Source organism: Agrobacterium sp. GW821-FHT02D03 (assembly GCF_059421725.1).
The window spans coordinates 637,980-652,951 of sequence record NZ_JBWKVN010000002.1 but is presented as its reverse complement, the minus strand read 5'-3'; the positions used below and the strand labels follow the sequence as shown (position 1 = coordinate 652,951).

At 56.1% G+C, this 14,972-nt stretch carries 14 protein-coding genes and 1 tRNA gene; 5 read left to right on the top strand and 10 right to left on the bottom strand.

The window, feature by feature from the left end:
* Positions 1-457 precede the first annotated feature (457 nt).
* Both AC07U5_RS16440 and AC07U5_RS16435 read left to right on the top strand, forming a co-directional pair.
* Positions 458-796, top strand: coding sequence for a hypothetical protein (locus tag AC07U5_RS16440; RefSeq protein ID WP_494723656.1), 339 nt, complete (start codon positions 458-460; stop codon positions 794-796).
* Positions 797-841: 45 nt separating this feature from the next.
* Positions 842-1,846: a hypothetical protein gene (locus AC07U5_RS16435; RefSeq protein WP_494723655.1), complete on the top strand. Its 1,005-nt coding sequence runs from the start codon at positions 842-844 to the stop codon at positions 1,844-1,846.
* Between the two features lie 1,557 nt (positions 1,847-3,403).
* Here AC07U5_RS16435 and AC07U5_RS16430 read toward each other — a convergent pair.
* The 6 genes from AC07U5_RS16430 to AC07U5_RS16405 form a co-directional block, all read right to left on the bottom strand.
* A complete protein-coding gene (locus AC07U5_RS16430; protein WP_494723654.1) occupies positions 3,404-3,709 on the bottom strand; it encodes a hypothetical protein in 306 nt (101 codons plus the stop codon).
* A gap of 207 nt (positions 3,710-3,916) precedes the next feature.
* The gene (locus tag AC07U5_RS16425) at positions 3,917-4,870 is read right to left on the bottom strand and encodes an IS110 family RNA-guided transposase (protein ID WP_494723653.1); all 954 of its coding nucleotides are present in this window, start codon (positions 4,868-4,870) and stop codon (positions 3,917-3,919) included.
* A 388-nt stretch (positions 4,871-5,258) separates the two neighbouring features.
* On the bottom strand, positions 5,259-5,966 hold the full coding sequence (locus AC07U5_RS16420; RefSeq protein ID WP_494723652.1) for an FkbM family methyltransferase: 708 nt from the start codon (positions 5,964-5,966) through the stop codon (positions 5,259-5,261).
* A gap of 94 nt (positions 5,967-6,060) precedes the next feature.
* On the bottom strand, positions 6,061-6,780 hold the full coding sequence (locus AC07U5_RS16415) for a hypothetical protein (protein WP_494723651.1): 720 nt from the start codon (positions 6,778-6,780) through the stop codon (positions 6,061-6,063).
* A 511-nt stretch (positions 6,781-7,291) separates the two neighbouring features.
* Positions 7,292-7,365: transfer RNA gene (locus AC07U5_RS16410), tRNA-Gln, on the bottom strand.
* Between the two features lie 108 nt (positions 7,366-7,473).
* Positions 7,474-7,911: an Lrp/AsnC family transcriptional regulator gene (locus tag AC07U5_RS16405; protein ID WP_494723650.1), complete on the bottom strand. Its 438-nt coding sequence runs from the start codon at positions 7,909-7,911 to the stop codon at positions 7,474-7,476.
* 129 nt (positions 7,912-8,040) lie between these two features.
* Here AC07U5_RS16405 and rocF point away from each other — a divergent pair, with 129 nt between their 5' ends.
* Positions 8,041-8,961: an arginase gene (gene rocF, locus AC07U5_RS16400; RefSeq protein WP_113261566.1), complete on the top strand. Its 921-nt coding sequence runs from the start codon at positions 8,041-8,043 to the stop codon at positions 8,959-8,961.
* Positions 8,962-8,974: 13 nt separating this feature from the next.
* A complete protein-coding gene (gene ocd / locus AC07U5_RS16395) occupies positions 8,975-10,063 on the top strand; it encodes an ornithine cyclodeaminase (protein ID WP_494723649.1) in 1,089 nt (362 codons plus the stop codon).
* Here the strand turns inward: ocd and AC07U5_RS16390 are convergent.
* The gene (locus AC07U5_RS16390; protein WP_494723648.1) at positions 10,058-10,942 is read right to left on the bottom strand and encodes a DMT family transporter; all 885 of its coding nucleotides are present in this window, start codon (positions 10,940-10,942) and stop codon (positions 10,058-10,060) included. The genes ocd and AC07U5_RS16390 overlap by 6 nt on opposite strands.
* 230 nt (positions 10,943-11,172) lie before the next feature.
* Between AC07U5_RS16390 and AC07U5_RS16385 the strand changes: the two genes are divergently transcribed.
* Positions 11,173-13,470 carry a heavy metal translocating P-type ATPase gene (locus AC07U5_RS16385; RefSeq protein ID WP_494723647.1) on the top strand — a complete coding sequence of 766 codons (2,298 nt, stop codon included), beginning with the start codon at positions 11,173-11,175 and terminating at the stop codon, positions 13,468-13,470.
* A 95-nt stretch (positions 13,471-13,565) separates the two neighbouring features.
* Here AC07U5_RS16385 and AC07U5_RS16380 read toward each other — a convergent pair whose 3' ends face one another.
* Genes AC07U5_RS16380 through pgsA form a run of 3 tightly spaced genes read right to left on the bottom strand, consistent with a single transcriptional unit; the run spans position 13,566 to position 14,872 of the window.
* On the bottom strand, positions 13,566-14,027 hold the full coding sequence (locus tag AC07U5_RS16380; protein ID WP_494723646.1) for a molybdenum cofactor biosynthesis protein MoaE: 462 nt from the start codon (positions 14,025-14,027) through the stop codon (positions 13,566-13,568).
* Between the two features lie 3 nt (positions 14,028-14,030).
* A complete protein-coding gene (gene moaD, locus AC07U5_RS16375) occupies positions 14,031-14,285 on the bottom strand; it encodes a molybdopterin converting factor subunit 1 (RefSeq protein ID WP_062427574.1) in 255 nt (84 codons plus the stop codon).
* The gene (gene pgsA / locus AC07U5_RS16370) at positions 14,285-14,872 is read right to left on the bottom strand and encodes a CDP-diacylglycerol--glycerol-3-phosphate 3-phosphatidyltransferase (RefSeq protein WP_062427575.1); all 588 of its coding nucleotides are present in this window, start codon (positions 14,870-14,872) and stop codon (positions 14,285-14,287) included. Before pgsA ends, moaD begins: the two co-directional genes overlap by 1 nt.
* Positions 14,873-14,972 lie beyond the last annotated feature (100 nt).

The window sequence follows — 14,972 nt, the reverse complement described above, 5'->3', positions numbered from 1 at the left end:
GGAGCTGTCTGCAGCGAGGGCGTTCACCGTCGCGTTCTGGCTCAGTTTAGCTAGTCCTTCCTGCGAGCGAAGTTGGTCAAGAAGGGTTTGTCGGCTGTCAGTCCCATTTCAGCGGCTTTAGATATTGCTTTCTTAAGCCGCTCTCTGGGGTGGTGGATGGTGACAAAAATCTTCAGCCGACAAAGGGCGTCAACGGCGGCATGTTTTTTGCTGATGCTGCTAAAGCGCAGCGGCTCCTAGCGCTCAAGAATTCAGCGCTCAGTGGCGCCAACAAAATCACTTACGCGATGGGGTTCTTGTCTCGAGGCGACCTATATGGTGCGTCAGGTGCAGCGCGAGTTCTCGTGACTTTTTCCGAAGCTGCGACAACGGCCTCTCCTGCCGGTGGGGATCAACTCAGCCGCGCTTCTCTTTTCGCTTGTCCGGCTGGGCGGCAAATCGAAGGCCGTTCATCAGCATGGCGATTGCAGACGGAGCGACTAAGGCCACTGTCAGCACTTCTGCTAATCCTCTCCAGGCGGTAGACGGCGCGAAAAACACCGGCATCGTGACGCTGGATATGAGCGGGTCCCAGGTTCTCATGAACATGTACATGAACTCGCGAACTGCAATTTACACAGAAAGCTGGACCCCTGCCGAACCCGCTCCCTGGGCATCTAACACGCCAGACAGCGTGCAAAGTTTTCTGGGAGACGGGACAGCACTCGCTGAAATTTTCGCGGACTTGCTGCTGGTAGGCGAAATTGCCGACAGCGCCCGTCTTGATGCAATCTTCGCCGCAATGTCGGAGGTCTGATCCATGCCATTTCGTTAAATCCGACCAGCGCAGGCCTTCCCGGCCGTGACGACTGCCGTCGCACAGCCTGCCTCGACTGGTCCTGATGATCAGAGATTTTTGCAGACCCGGATATCCAATGCGCTCGGTAAGAAAACGCCCAAATGGGGACCGATTTTCGCTCTTGGTTCAGAACGACACCTGCAGATTGATCAGCGCAGCTACGACGCCGCCAAGGCCGCTAACCCTAACATCTTTGCTGACGCGCTTTACGGCAGCGACGCTCCTGCTGGAAGTTACACGGCAACAAGTGACGACGTGTCTTACTTCAACAGCATACTGCAGCGCCAACTCATATGCGCGGTGGGAGATAGCCGCATAAATTCTGTTCTCGGCGGATACACGCCTCTGTTTAGAGACCAATTGTGGTCACAAGGCATATTGCCTACCGGGCTAGAGGCGATCTTTCCCCCTACATCATCCAACCAGAAGATCGGGTTCAATCCGCGATGGGCATACGAGAAAACTCGCTGCATCATGAACATGGGACGGGACAGCGCGCGGCTCGTCACCATCCCTAACTGGGCCTACACGCAGGGTGTGGCCTGGTTGGAAAACTTTGGTCAGATGGATCAGATCAACGTCGGAGCCGACCAGCAATTGGTGCTCGCAATTGGCGACACCAATGACATTCCTTATTCGCTCGATAACAGTAACCCCGGCCTCGCTTCGGTGCCTGCTGGAACGCCGGGCGCGACATATGCGGGGACGATCAACTACATCGACAACGTCCTTAAGCCGTTCGTCGCGCTTTGCCGTCAGCGCTACTCCTACGTTCACGATCTAAAGATCGTTCATCGTGGCATGTGGGCTCGCGGTATCAATGGCTCAATCAGCGCTCACAATATCGACGTGATGGCCTACCTAAAAGCAAAAAGGAGTGAGATTGGGTTTGATTTTTGCATCGATACCACCAAAATCGAGCACATCACACCAACTGTCCTGTCTAACAGTGAAGATGCGGCATTCTTCTTCGACAGCACGCACTGGACTGCAGTTGCGGTGAAGTGATGGAAGGTCCGTGCGCGGCCCTTTATGATAAGTGCCTCGGCTTTGTACCCGATCCGGCGTTCTCTAATCTGATATACTAGGCCCTCAGACAATCATAGAGTGGCTGTAACGCATCTAATGTCGCCCGACAGATGCCTAAAATGCTGTAGACTGGATAGGGAATCCCTTCCGGCAAAAACCGGTTCACTGTCTCGTGGATGCTTTCCGCGTTATCTCGTTTCGAAGGTTGCCCTTTGTGCACTCCTCCTCCTACATTCGCCACGTAGCTGATGGTCTCGCGCACCGTTATCTTCGGATCCACGTTATTGGTTCTGCGAGAAATGCATCGAGCCCCACGTACCGGTTGCCAGAGTCGGCGTTCGCACTTGACCACGAAAATGTAACTTCTTCGGCAAGTTCCTCTAGGAGTTGTACGGAGTGCACGCGAAATTTTGGTTTAAATCCGTTTTCATGCGCTACCTTTGATAGGAGCGTGCCTCCTGCGACATTGTCGAGAAGCAGTCTTCTTAGTCTACCTGAAGCCTAGAGCATGTTTTTTCGTTTGGGTACTTCATCATCTCCGATAGTGCATCTAAGTCCGAAACGAAGATTTGCGGGTCTGAATACATCTTCGATCCTTCAGTTACGACTCAGAATTAAAATGATGGCTGGCTTTCCGATTTAATCAATTACGTCGGTTGGCGAAACTTGTTCATTCTGAACAATCACGCACCACCAATTTTCACCGTCAATTGGCGGGAGGCGCTTATCTGCGCGTCTCCGCTGGTCCTCAGAATCTGCGGTTATCGCGACCTCGATCACCCCTTGCGTCGTGAAAGTAGAAAAACGACCGAAACTGCTATCCCGGATAAAATGCGGGATTTGCCGACGGAGACTCGTGAATGGATGGCGGGTTTACGACCGGACTAGCTCAACACGCTCAAGGCGATCGTTGAGCTGCCAGAAGAAGACATCCGCAATGCATTCAAACTGATCAGAGATATGCGGATTGTCGGTTGCAATATGCGATGGGTGATCATCACCTGTATCTCGATCTTCGTGGGCACAGCCATGCTCTATGAGCAGTTCATCAAGTTCATAAGCTTTTTCAGAGGGGGATCGTCCTAATGAAGAGATTTTTCATAAAAATTTTTGCGACGGTGATTGGCCTCCTCGCCATTGTTGGCTCGGTCAACCTCGGGATCTGGGTAGCCGACACTTACGCTCCCATTGAGTTGAGAGTGTAAGAGCGCTCTCTGGGACAGTCGAGCAGGGCGGGACGATCGAGATGGAATTTTCTGTTTCCGCAAGAGGATATGCCCATTGGTGGCGAAACGCTGGCTGCTCGGTGCCCATAAGGAGCGTCACTCCATTCCTCAATACACGACCGCACTGAGGCTCTTGGCGGGCAGAGAGACTTATCGTCGGTCAATTTACCATCCCTCCGGCCGCTGCACCTGGTCCTGCGGAGTACAGTGTGACGCTGGAATACATCTGCAATCCGCTTCACAACTTGGTGGGGCCGATCCCCGTCGTTTCGCTCGGGATACAGTTCACAATCCTGCCGACAAGCAAATCTTAGTCTTCTGTGTCGGATCGGCGCATCAGTCTGCCGCTTTCGCAGAGGCGGATGATGCCGGAAGAGTTGAACTTGTGCGCTTGGTACATGGCGTTTGCCGCTACAACATTCTGCGCGCCGCCTAGTTTTCGCTCGCGGCTACCGTCCGGCATAATCTCATCAACGCTATGGTTGAACGCGTTATCGAAGAACGTTTTCTGGTCGGGGTTAGGTAGATCGAAAACATATCTTTTGTGTCCTTTCTCGCAAAAGAAGATGCTCTCTCGTCCATAGACCCAGGCAGTGACAATCTTACCGCCTGGCATTTTCACCTTTTTCCTCGTAGCAGACCTGCCATTCGTTGCCGTAAAAAACCAGCATGGGAAAGCTAAGCGGCCTCCTGATTCTTGTTCTAATTTCGTCCGGGGTTATGAGTGATCGGGCTCGCATGGTCCTTCCATTTTTGTTCTATAAATGTTCTTATTTAAGGACAGAGTCAACAGATCGTCAGTAGTCATCAAAAAGCAACGGTGTTAACAATCAAGGGCCGTTGCTCGATGATCTCTCATTCTTGCGTTGAGGATGACGATCATTTTGCGCATGACGGCAACGAGGGCGACCTTTCCTGGTTTGCCTTTGGCCTTCAACCTTTGGAAGACGGCTTTCATGTTCGGATCGAAACGAATGGCTGGTAAGGCTGCGATGTAGAGAGCGTCTCTGATCGGCTTTCGTCCGCCCGATATCATTCTCTTGCCGCGCATCTGGCCGCTATCACGATTGATCGGCGCAACGCCGACAAGCTTTGCGATCTGTCCTTTGTTCATCTGGCCGAGTTCGGGAAGACCTGCGAGTAGAAAACACGCTGTGCGCAACCCAATGCCTTTGAGCGACATGAGCACCTTAGCCTTGAGGGCAAGGTGCTCATCCAAGGTCAGGCAGGCTGCCATCGCATCGACGACCGCCTGACGTTGTTGCTGCAGAAATGCAAGCGTCTGTTCGATCCATGCTCTTGTTCTGGCGTTGTCCTGATTGACGAGCTTCTCGCGCCGGTTCTTTTCCTGGACGATCATGTGCGACAATTGCCTGTAGCGCGATACGAGATCGATCAGCATCGCATGGGCAGGTGAAGAGGGCTCCAGAACCTTGGTATCCATGCGCCTGGCATAGTCGGCAAAGACGAATGCATCGATCCTGTCCGTCTTCGACAAGCGACCGCAGGCGCGTGCGAACTGCCTGATCTGCTTTGCATTGACCTTGGCCACAGGCAAACCAACCGCCAGAAGGCCCTCCACGACACCACGCTCATAGCCGCCCGTCGGCTCCAGCACCAGACGTTCGACACCCTCCCATTGCGCGAGAAATGTCACAAAATGAGCAATCCCTGCGGCATCATTAGCAAAATTTGCGAAGCGCTCTTCGGGAGGAACGCAGACATCGAATGACGTTTTCGATATGTCGATGCCGACAAAATGGCTAGTATAGGTCATGAGGTCTTGTCTCCCTTATACGCGAGCGCTTGGCTCTCTCAACGGTTCGACGAAGCCTCGAAATGCGCTGAGGGTTTTGCTTTTTTACGAACGAAAGTTCAGGCCGCCAAAGGCCCAACCGCCCTGCCCATCGTCTCGACGGTATTGCGACCATCATCAAGAAAGACAAGGCCGGAACATCATAACAATGTTCCGGCCTCCAATGTATAAGGCCGTCCGGAGCGATCCGGACGGCCTTTTTGCTCTCGTCGCGAGACTTGGCGTCAGCTATCGATTAGTTTGCCGGTCGGAAAAACGTGTTGTAGCCTTTTCAATGCTTCGAACGGCGCGCGCAAAGCTGTGCGCTCTTCGTCTCTGCAGTCCGTTGTGGGGTTTGTGGCCTGCACTATCACGGATGGGTCAACGAAAAATGGTAGGTCCTGCGGTCGGTGTAACTGACCCTGTAACCAGCCCCCGTGAGATGACTTACTATTTCATCGACCTTGTCCTGGCCGATAATCTGCGGGTGCAATTCGACAAGGATGTCTTTCGCATGAAACTGAGTGACGCTCAGAAACAGTTCATACTCTGCACCCTCAACATCCATAATGATCATATCTGGATTGTAGTCGCTCAGTACCCTCTTGAAGGGGTCACTGTTAACCGCAATCTTTTTGGACTGCGTGTCGCGCTCGAAAGCACTCGAAGAGATAATGTTGTCTGCAACGTTGAACGTTAGAGAGCGACCATCAGCAGTCATTGCTCTCATAACCAGATCGGGTTCGATACCGTTAAGTGCGAAGTTCTCGCGGATGAGCTGCTCAGCATCTGGATTGGCTTCATAGGTTTTGACGTTCTGAGCACCGCAAATTTTTGCAACAAGGAGCGCGATGAAACCGACGCCCGTGCCGATTTCAAGAACTTTGGTACCGGGTCTCAAAGCCCTGAGAAGAACATTTGCCTCAGTGTCCTCGTACGCTTCGCGATAGATTAGATCACGCATATACGCGGAAATCCTCGTCCCGTCGCTGACGAGTTTAACCCCATTAATACGAACAGTTTTTGCGTCCAATAAGTACCGGATTTTTTTGCGGATGGATTTTGACAGCTTTCTCATCGCAGTCCTCTCTACATTATGCGGTCTTATGGCAGCATTCCCGGTGCCTCGCAACTGAGCCCGAACCTGGTGTATCGCCGTGAGTGCAGTTCCCTCAAAGTCTCCGCGTGTCGCCAAAAAACACAGCCTTTGTCTTCTTGCGTTTCCATTCCAGCCACAGCCCTGTGATTAGCCATGTTAGCGGAAACCGATCAAGAAAGCCCCTTTGTGGATTGATGCGTTTGATCCAGAAATCACGCATGTAGATACGGCAGCGCCCCTTAAAGTGATACAGCGAGATACCTGAAAGATTTGACCACAAAACTGGGTGATCCCGGTTAGGCGAGTAATTGTAGCGCGCCGCATCCAAAAATAGGATGCGCAGGCCGTTGATCTCGCGGATCGCGTCACGGTCCCGGGCAACATTCACCTCGCCGACAATATCGGCCAATGCTATCTGGTCGCCATACCATTCGCGCTTCTGGCCTTGGGCCTCTCTCTCTATGTGCTCTTTTAGTGTTTGAAAAAACAGTCGAACCAGGTCGGGGCGGCGGTTGTTGATGAAAATCAGGCCACCATTGACCGGCATTCGCCCGGAGGGACGAAGCGTCAAGGCAATATCGAAATCGCGCTCGAAGATAGGCGAGATCGGCTCTAGCAGCAGCATGTCTGTGTCGAAGAAGACCACGGGCTTATCAAGTGGATCTCCGTCCAGGAAAGATGACTGGCGTCGTGTCCGCTCCAGCATTATCTCGCCGTGATTGATGGAGGAGCGCTGCACGTCGGTCGTGGGAAAACTTGCATCAAAAGGGGTGAACTCATCCGTCAGGATCACGAAATCCGCATCGGGTTCGACGGCCGCAACTGAGGCGTGAAACAGGCGAAACTGCGCGTCACCGTCCAGAATAGTCCAAACGCCGTGGGCCGGCGTATCTGCTGGTGGAGCGCTGCAAAAGCATACACATTTCAATGCTATACCTATAGAAAAAAATTAGCGTTAAAAACACGCTCTAAGAGCAGTTTAGCCCATCGATAGCATAGTGGCGAGGGCAGAGACAATGATCTTATCCGCGGCGGACGGCGGACGGCTCTAAAGCCCGGAGAAATAAGTGGTTCTGACGGGGGCAGCGTGATTATGGCTGACGAATAGAAAAAAAGACGCCTTTCTACTTCAAGTAGCACCGTCTTTAGACGTCTTGATTTAAGAGAAAGCACGGCGCGCATCTCGATCAAATAGAACATGCATCGAACATATTGTGCCGACTTCCGTGTGACCGAAGTGCGACGTTTGTTCTGGTTTGTCCGAGATCTTCGAAGAAGTAAGCCTTGATTTCTGTAAAGAAATTTGGCTGGGGAACCTGGATTCGAACCAAGATCGACGGAGTCAGAGTCCGCTGTTCTACCATTGAACTATTCCCCAATCCGAGAAGCGCCGGGCGCTTTCGTTTGGTGGGTCGTCATATAGATGATTTGGTTGGCTATGCAAGCTGAAAAATGCATTTTTTCAAAGCTTGTTTTTCGGTTCAGGTCAAAGCCTTGCTTTGGTGGATCTCTGTGTCGAGAGGATTAGGCTGGTTTCGCTGCCGGTGATGCCGGGGACGAGGCGGATGCGGCGGAGTACTGCGTCAAACTCGGTGAGTGTTGCGGCGCTCAGTTCGACGATCAGATCCCAGCGGCCATTGGTGGAGTGGATTTCGGAGACCTCCGAAATGCCGCCGAGGGCGCGGATGACGCGGTCGGTGACGTGGCCTTCGATCTCGATCATCATGACGCCGCGTATTGCGTTTTCCACTGCGTCGGCGCGAAGGATGACGGTGTAGCCTATGATCGTGCCGGTTTGCTCCAGCTTCTCCATGCGCGTGCGGATCGTGGCGCGGGAGGCGCCGGTTTCGATCGCCAGGTCCGATATGCTTCTTCGTCCATTGTGGCGCAGAAGCGTGATGAGCTTTTCGTCAAGTTGATCCATGATAAACCATTTTGGCAGGGTAATTGATCATAATGATAAGCTTTCTCATAAAAATTGCCAATCCTTACCATTCAATCTGCCATACAGATATGGTGTCATGATCCAAAATCGGGAACTGGAGATGACATGATGGACTGCAAGTTGATCGGTGTTCCGCTGCAGATCGGAGCAGGGCAGCTCGGATGCGAGATGGGGCCCAGCGCTCTTCGGGTCGCGGGGCTGAAGGTAGCGCTTGAAGAGTTGGGGCATCACGTCAGCGATCTCGGCAATGTGTCGCCGGCGCCTTTTCGCGATCTCCAGCATCCGAACGCGGCGGTGCATCACCTTCCCGAAACGGTCGCCTGGACCGAAGCCTTGATCGAGACAGCCTATCTCGAAAGTGCGAATGCCATGCCGATCTTCCTTGGCGGTGACCACGCTCTCTCCGCCGGCACGGTTGCCGGGCTGTCGCGCCGGGCTGCCGAGCGGGGGCGACCACTTTTCGTGCTTTGGCTGGACGCCCACACTGATTTTCACACGCTTGAGACGACGAAGAGCGGCAATTTGCACGGCACGCCGGTCGCCTATTACACAGGGAGACATGGCTTTGCAGGTTACTTCCCGCCGCTCGCGCATCCTGTCGATCCGAACAATGTCTGCATGATCGGTATTCGAAGTGTCGATCCGGCAGAGCGTGCGGCGCTTAAAGGTTCCGGCATCACCGTGCATGACATGCGCATGATCGATGAGCATGGCGTGGCCGCGCTGCTGCGGGAGTTCCTGGCGAAGGTCGAGGCGGCCAATGGGCTGCTGCATGTCAGCTTCGATGTCGATTTCCTCGATCCGTCGATTGCGCCAGCTGTCGGCACGACGGTGCCGGGGGGCGCCTCTTTCCGTGAGGCGCATCTGGTGATGGAGATGCTGCATGACAGCGGTCTCGTCAGCAGCCTCGATCTCGTGGAGTTGAACCCGTTTCTGGATGAACGTGGGCGCACCGCGACCCTGATGGTGGATCTGACCGCAAGCCTGATGGGCAAGCGCGTTCTCGACCGTCCGACACGAGCAGGTTGAGGAGGAACTCACCATGACAGCCATTGCGAAACTCAACATCGTTCCCTTCGTCAGCGTCGATCATATGATGAAGCTGGTGCTGAACGTTGGCATCGACAGTTTTCTTCGCGAGCTTGCGGACGTGATCGAAGAGGACTTTCTGCGCTGGGAGTCCTTCGACAAGACGCCACGCGTGGCCTCGCACTCGCGGGAAGGGGTGATCGAGTTGATGCCGACGAGTGACGGCACGCTTTACGGCTTCAAATATGTCAACGGGCATCCCAAAAATACGCGCGAAGGCCGGCAGACGGTGACGGCATTCGGCGTCCTATCCGATGTCGGCAACGGCTACCCGATGCTGCTGTCCGAAATGACGATCCTGACAGCATTTAGAACCGCCGCCACCTCTGCCGTTGCGGCAAAACATCTGGCGCGGGCGGATGCGCGCTCCATGGCGATTATCGGCAACGGTGCGCAGAGCGAGTTCCAGGCCCGCGCGTTCAAGGCAATTCTCGGCGTCGATCACTTGCGGCTTTACGATATCGATCCGCTGGCGAGCCGCAAATGCGAGGCAAACTTACGCGGGCTCGGTTTTTCGATCACGATCTGCGACAGCGCCGAGCAGGCTGTCGAAGGTGCAGACATCATCACAACCGTCACCGCAGACAAGCAATATGCCACGATCCTGACCGACAACATGGTTGGCCCAGGCGTCCACATCAATGCGATTGGTGGCGATTGCCCCGGCAAGACGGAACTTCACCGCGATATCCTGCTGCGCTCGGATATCTTCGTCGAATATCCGCCGCAGACGCGCATCGAAGGGGAGATCCAGCAGCTGAATGCCGATCATCCGGTCATCGAGCTGTGGCAGGTCATGGCGGGCAAGACGGTGGGTCGCACGAGCGACCGGCAGATCACGCTATTCGACAGTGTCGGCTTTGCCATCGAGGATTTTTCAGCGCTGCGCTATGTGCGTTCCAAGCTGATGGAAACGGGTCTGTTCGAAGAACTCGATCTTCTCGCCGATCCCGACGAGCCGCGCGATCTTTATGGCATGTTGCTTCGATGCGAGGCGGCGATGTCCGCTGCCGACACACAGAAGCAGCCTGCGCTTTCATAGTCCTTGAAGTCGGCGTCTTCTGGCGGTCAGTTGCTCGCGCCAAATGGTGAAGAGGCCGGCTGCGATGACGATCGCCGCGCCGAAAACCATATGGGCGGTCAGCACTTCCCCATAGATCGTGACGCCGACGATCGAGACCAGCACGAGCTGATAGTAAGAGAAGGGCTGCACCGAGGCCGCATCCGCCAGTTCGAAAGCGCGGATCAAAAGGTAATGGCCGCTCATGCCGGTGATGCAGAGCGCAACCATCCACAGCCAGTCATGCGGGGCCATGTTCACCCAGTAAAAAGGACCGACCAGCGTCAGCGCTGCGGCGCCAGCAACGCCGGTGTAAAAGAAGCTGGTCATGGCCGTATCCGTGCGGCTGGCAAGCCTGGTCATCACACCGTAGAGCGCCAGCATGAAGGCGGCGACAAAGGTCAACAGGAAGGTCAGATCGAAGCCCGTTTCGCCAGGGTTGATGATGATCAGCACACCGATGAAGCCGACAAGAATGGCGCACCAGCGCCGCCACCCGACCTTTTCCCCCAGCATCGGCACGGAAAGCGCTGCGACGATCAACGGGATGCAGGCGAAGATCGAGTGCGTGTGCGCCAGGCCCACGAGCTTGAACGAGAAAATCGAAAGAACGATCTGCGCGGCAAGCAGCACGCCACGGCTGATCTGCAGCAATAGCCGCTTGGAGCGCATGGTGGCCTTCAGGCCATCGTGAGAGCGTGCGGCCAGAATCACGGCGAAGACTGCAAAGGCCCAGTAGCGCAGCATCACGACAAAGACCGGCGGGTAGTACTGGCCGAGATGCTTGGAAATGCCATCCTGCACGGCAAATATCGAAAACGCCCCAAGGGCGTAAAGAAGTCCGGTTGACTGGCTGGGCATCGCTCTCTCTCGGCATATCGGCGGGAGGGAGGAAATGCCGATAGTCTGATCACCAAACAATCTAGCGAAAAATGGTCGAAGCGAAAGGCCGGATCAAATCTCTTCCGTTCCCTTCACCAATTTATATGCGTCACATGCCGCGTTGAATTTTGCGAGAAATCTCATTTTGGTCTTGTAGCTCTAGTGGCTAGAGGTCGTAAGACGTGTTCACCATTAAGAGGATCCACGAGATGAGCACGGATTTACAGACCAGATTTCGGGTTGGCGGCATGGACTGCGCCTCTTGCGCCAGCAAGATCGACACTGCAGTTCGGCGCATGCCGGGGGTGGAAGACGTGTCGGTCTCCGTCACCGCGGGAACGATGAGCATCCGTCACGATCAGACGAGCGATCTCGACGCCATAGGAAAGAAGGTTCGGGGCCTTGGCTACTCGGTCGAGCGATTGGCTGGGCGCCAAGTCGATCACCCGACATCGGCGAACCATGGTGGGGCCTGCTGTGGCGGTCATGCGCATGATCATGCGGATGGCGACAGCCACACGCATTCCGGCCCGGCCCACGATCACGATGCCCACGACCACGATAGCCACGAACATGGCAAACAGGACCGAGGCGACCGTGCCGCCGTTGTCGAGGGATTGCATGGCCATGACCATGGGTCGAGTGACGGCCCCTGGTGGAAAAGCAAGAAGGGGCGTGCAACGCTGTTGGCGGGCGCAGCCCTGGTGGTGGCCTATGTGATCGGCCACCTCGTGCCGTCCATCCAGCTTTATGCCTTCGCCATCGCCATGCTGGTGGGTCTGGTGCCGATTGCGCGCCGGGCCATCATGGCAGCGCTCGCGGGCACGCCTTTCTCTATCGAAATGCTGATGACCATTGCGGCCGTTGGCGCCCTGGCCATCAACGCGACGGAAGAAGCCGCTGCCGTCGTCTTCCTGTTTTTGGTGGGCGAGTTGCTGGAGGGCGTAGCTGCCGGGAAGGCACGTGACAGCATCAAGTCGCTCGCCGCCCTCGTTCCGAAGACCGCACTGTTGGAAGAGGCGGGCAAAACCAGCGAGGTGCCGGCCGAAAGCCTTGGGATCGGCGCCATCATTCTTGTTCGTCCGGGTGATCGCATATCGGCAGACGGCGTCATCGTGTCCGGCGAAAGTGCGATCAACGAAGCGCCGGTGACGGGGGAGAGCGTACCTACTCAAAAGAGCGCTGGCGACAGCGTGTTTGCTGGCACTGTGAACGGTGACGCTGCATTGCGGGTCCGCGTTACGGCGGCCGCAGCCGACAACACGATTGCGCGCGTGGTGAAGCTGGTTGAGGAGGCGCAGGAAAGCAAGGCGCCGACCGAGCGCTTCATCGATCGCTTCTCGAAATATTATACGCCAGGCGTCGTGGTTGTTGCCGCGCTGGTTGCGCTTGTACCGCCGCTTCTCTGGGGCGCCAACTGGGATGAGTGGATCTACAAGGGCCTTGCCATCCTGCTGATCGGCTGCCCTTGCGCGCTCGTCATCTCCACCCCCGCCGCCATCGCCGCCTCGCTCTCGGCAGGTGCACGCAGAGGCTTGTTGTTGAAGGGTGGCGCTGTTCTGGAAGGGCTCGGTCGTCTGACGGCGGTGGCCTTCGACAAGACGGGCACGCTGACGGAGGGCAAGCCGAAGATCACGGATATTGTATCTTTCGGGCTGTCGGAGCCGGAAACCTTGCGTCTGGCAGCAGCGCTTGAGACGGGCTCCAGCCATCCGCTTGCTATCGCTATTTTGGAAAGGGCCACGGAGAACCAGATCGCCCTACCACCGGTCAGCGATGCCAAGGCGCTTGGCGGCAAGGGCGTGTCGGCCACCGTGGAAGGGCAGTCGGTCTTTCTTGGCTCGGCGAAAGCGGCCTCGGGGTTGGTGGATATTCCCGCTGCGGATCAGACCGCCATCAGTGCGCTGAATGATGAAGGCAAGACGGTTTCTGTCCTCGTGGTGGATGGCAAACTGGCCGGTGCGATTGCCATGCGCGATGAGCCGCGTGCGGATGCCGCAGACGGTTTGAAGGCGCTGAAGGATGCGGGTGTCAGGATCGTCATGCTGACGGGCGATAATGCCCGCGCGGCAAGCGCAATCGGCAAGACGCTCGGCATCGAGGTGCGTGCAGACCTTCTGCCAGAGGACAAGCAGCGCATCGTCGGCGAACTGAAACAGCAGGGTCTCGTTGTCGGCAAGGTGGGCGACGGCATCAACGATGCACCGGCACTTGCCGCTGCCGATGTCGGCATTGCCATGGGCGGCGGAACGGATGTGGCGTTGGAAACGGCCGATGCCGCCATCCTGCATGGGCGCGTCGGCGATGTCGCCCGGATGATCGATCTTTCCAAGCGGACGATGCGCAATATTTATCAGAACATTGCGATCTCGCTTGGTCTGAAGGCCATCTTCCTCGTCACCACCATTATCGGCGTCACCGGTCTGTGGCCCGCAATCCTTGCCGATACCGGCGCCACGGTACTTGTAACGATGAACGCGCTGCGCCTGCTGAGGGTCGCGAAGTAAGGAACAGCTCAAAACCAACCAGCGACCGTGTCTCAGGCCTCAACTCGGCGAAGTCTGAGACCGTTCATGTGGTCACGCGAAGAAGATCGAGAGCGTTAGCGCCACTTTTCCTTGGCGCTCTCATCGGCATCTTTAGCCGATACCCAACCGCCCGCAGTCCCATCCGTCCCGTGCTCCTTCTTCCAGAAGGGGGCGGCGGTCTTCAAATAGTCCATGACGAAATTGGCGCCATCGAAGGCGGCCTGGCGGTGGGATGAGGCGGCGATGACGAGGACGATGTTGTCGCCGGTGGCGATCTTGCCATAGCGATGGATCGCAGTCAGGCCACGAAGGTCGAAGCGCTCGATGGCAAGCCTGGCGATCCGCGTCATTTCCGCCTCTGCCATGCCGGGATAATGCTCAAGCTCCAGAGCAGAAAGCGCGCCGCCTTCATCGCGGCAGAGACCGGTGAAGGTCACGACAGCACCAATCCCTGCGTCATCTCGCGTCAAGAGCCTGGCTTCTGCGGCAGGGTCGAAGTCTTGCGTCTGCACGCGGATGGTCGGGGTCACGCCCATCGGTCAGCCACCGGTCATGGGCGGGAAAATGCCGATCTCCCGCGCGCCGACGATGCTTTCGTGATGCTCGATATGCTCCTGATTGACCGCGACGCGAATGACATTCGGATATTCAAAGGCCGCCTCGTATTCTTCGCCAAGACCTTTCAGATAAAGGATCAGTTCGCGCGCCGTTTTCACATTCGCGGGAAGGTCGATATCCTCCTCCGACTTGCCGATCTTTTCTCGCACCCAGGCGAAGTAAACGATATGGGTCATCACTCTTCATCCACGATGTGGCGCAGGCCAGCCTTGAAGTAGTCATAGCCGGTATAGATCGTCAGCGCTGCGGCGATCCACAAAAGGCCGATGCCGATCTCGGTGGTGTAGGGCAGGATCGTGTCGCCTGCGGGTCCGGCCAGAAGGAAAGCGATCGCCACCATCTGGATGGTCGTCTTCCACTTGGCAATGCGCGTCACAGGCACCGACACCTTCAGCGCTGCGAGATATTCGCGCAGGCCCGAGACGAGAATTTCACGGCAAAGGATGGTGATGGCGGCCCAGAGCGACCAACCGGCAATCGTGCCGTCGGCTGCCAGAAGCAACAGGATCGAGGCGATCAAGAGCTTGTCGGCAATGGGGTCGAGCATGCGGCCGATATTGGAGGTCTGGTTCCAGATGCGCGCCAGATAGCCGTCGAGAAAATCGGTGATGGAGGCGATGATGAACAGCCAGAGCGCGGTCCATCGCGCAAAATCCGAACTTTCGAGTTTTCCTTCGACGAAGAAACACAAAACGATGACCGGTACGGCCAGAATGCGGCCGTAGGTCAGAAGATTTGGGATGTTGTATGCGCGCGAAGCCATGGAAAACCTGTCTATCGATATCAGAGCGTTGATGACGCTCCGAGGTGGAAGCGTCAACACTTCTTTGTGTTTTTTTAGCGGGCGGCGGTAAAAGCCGCCA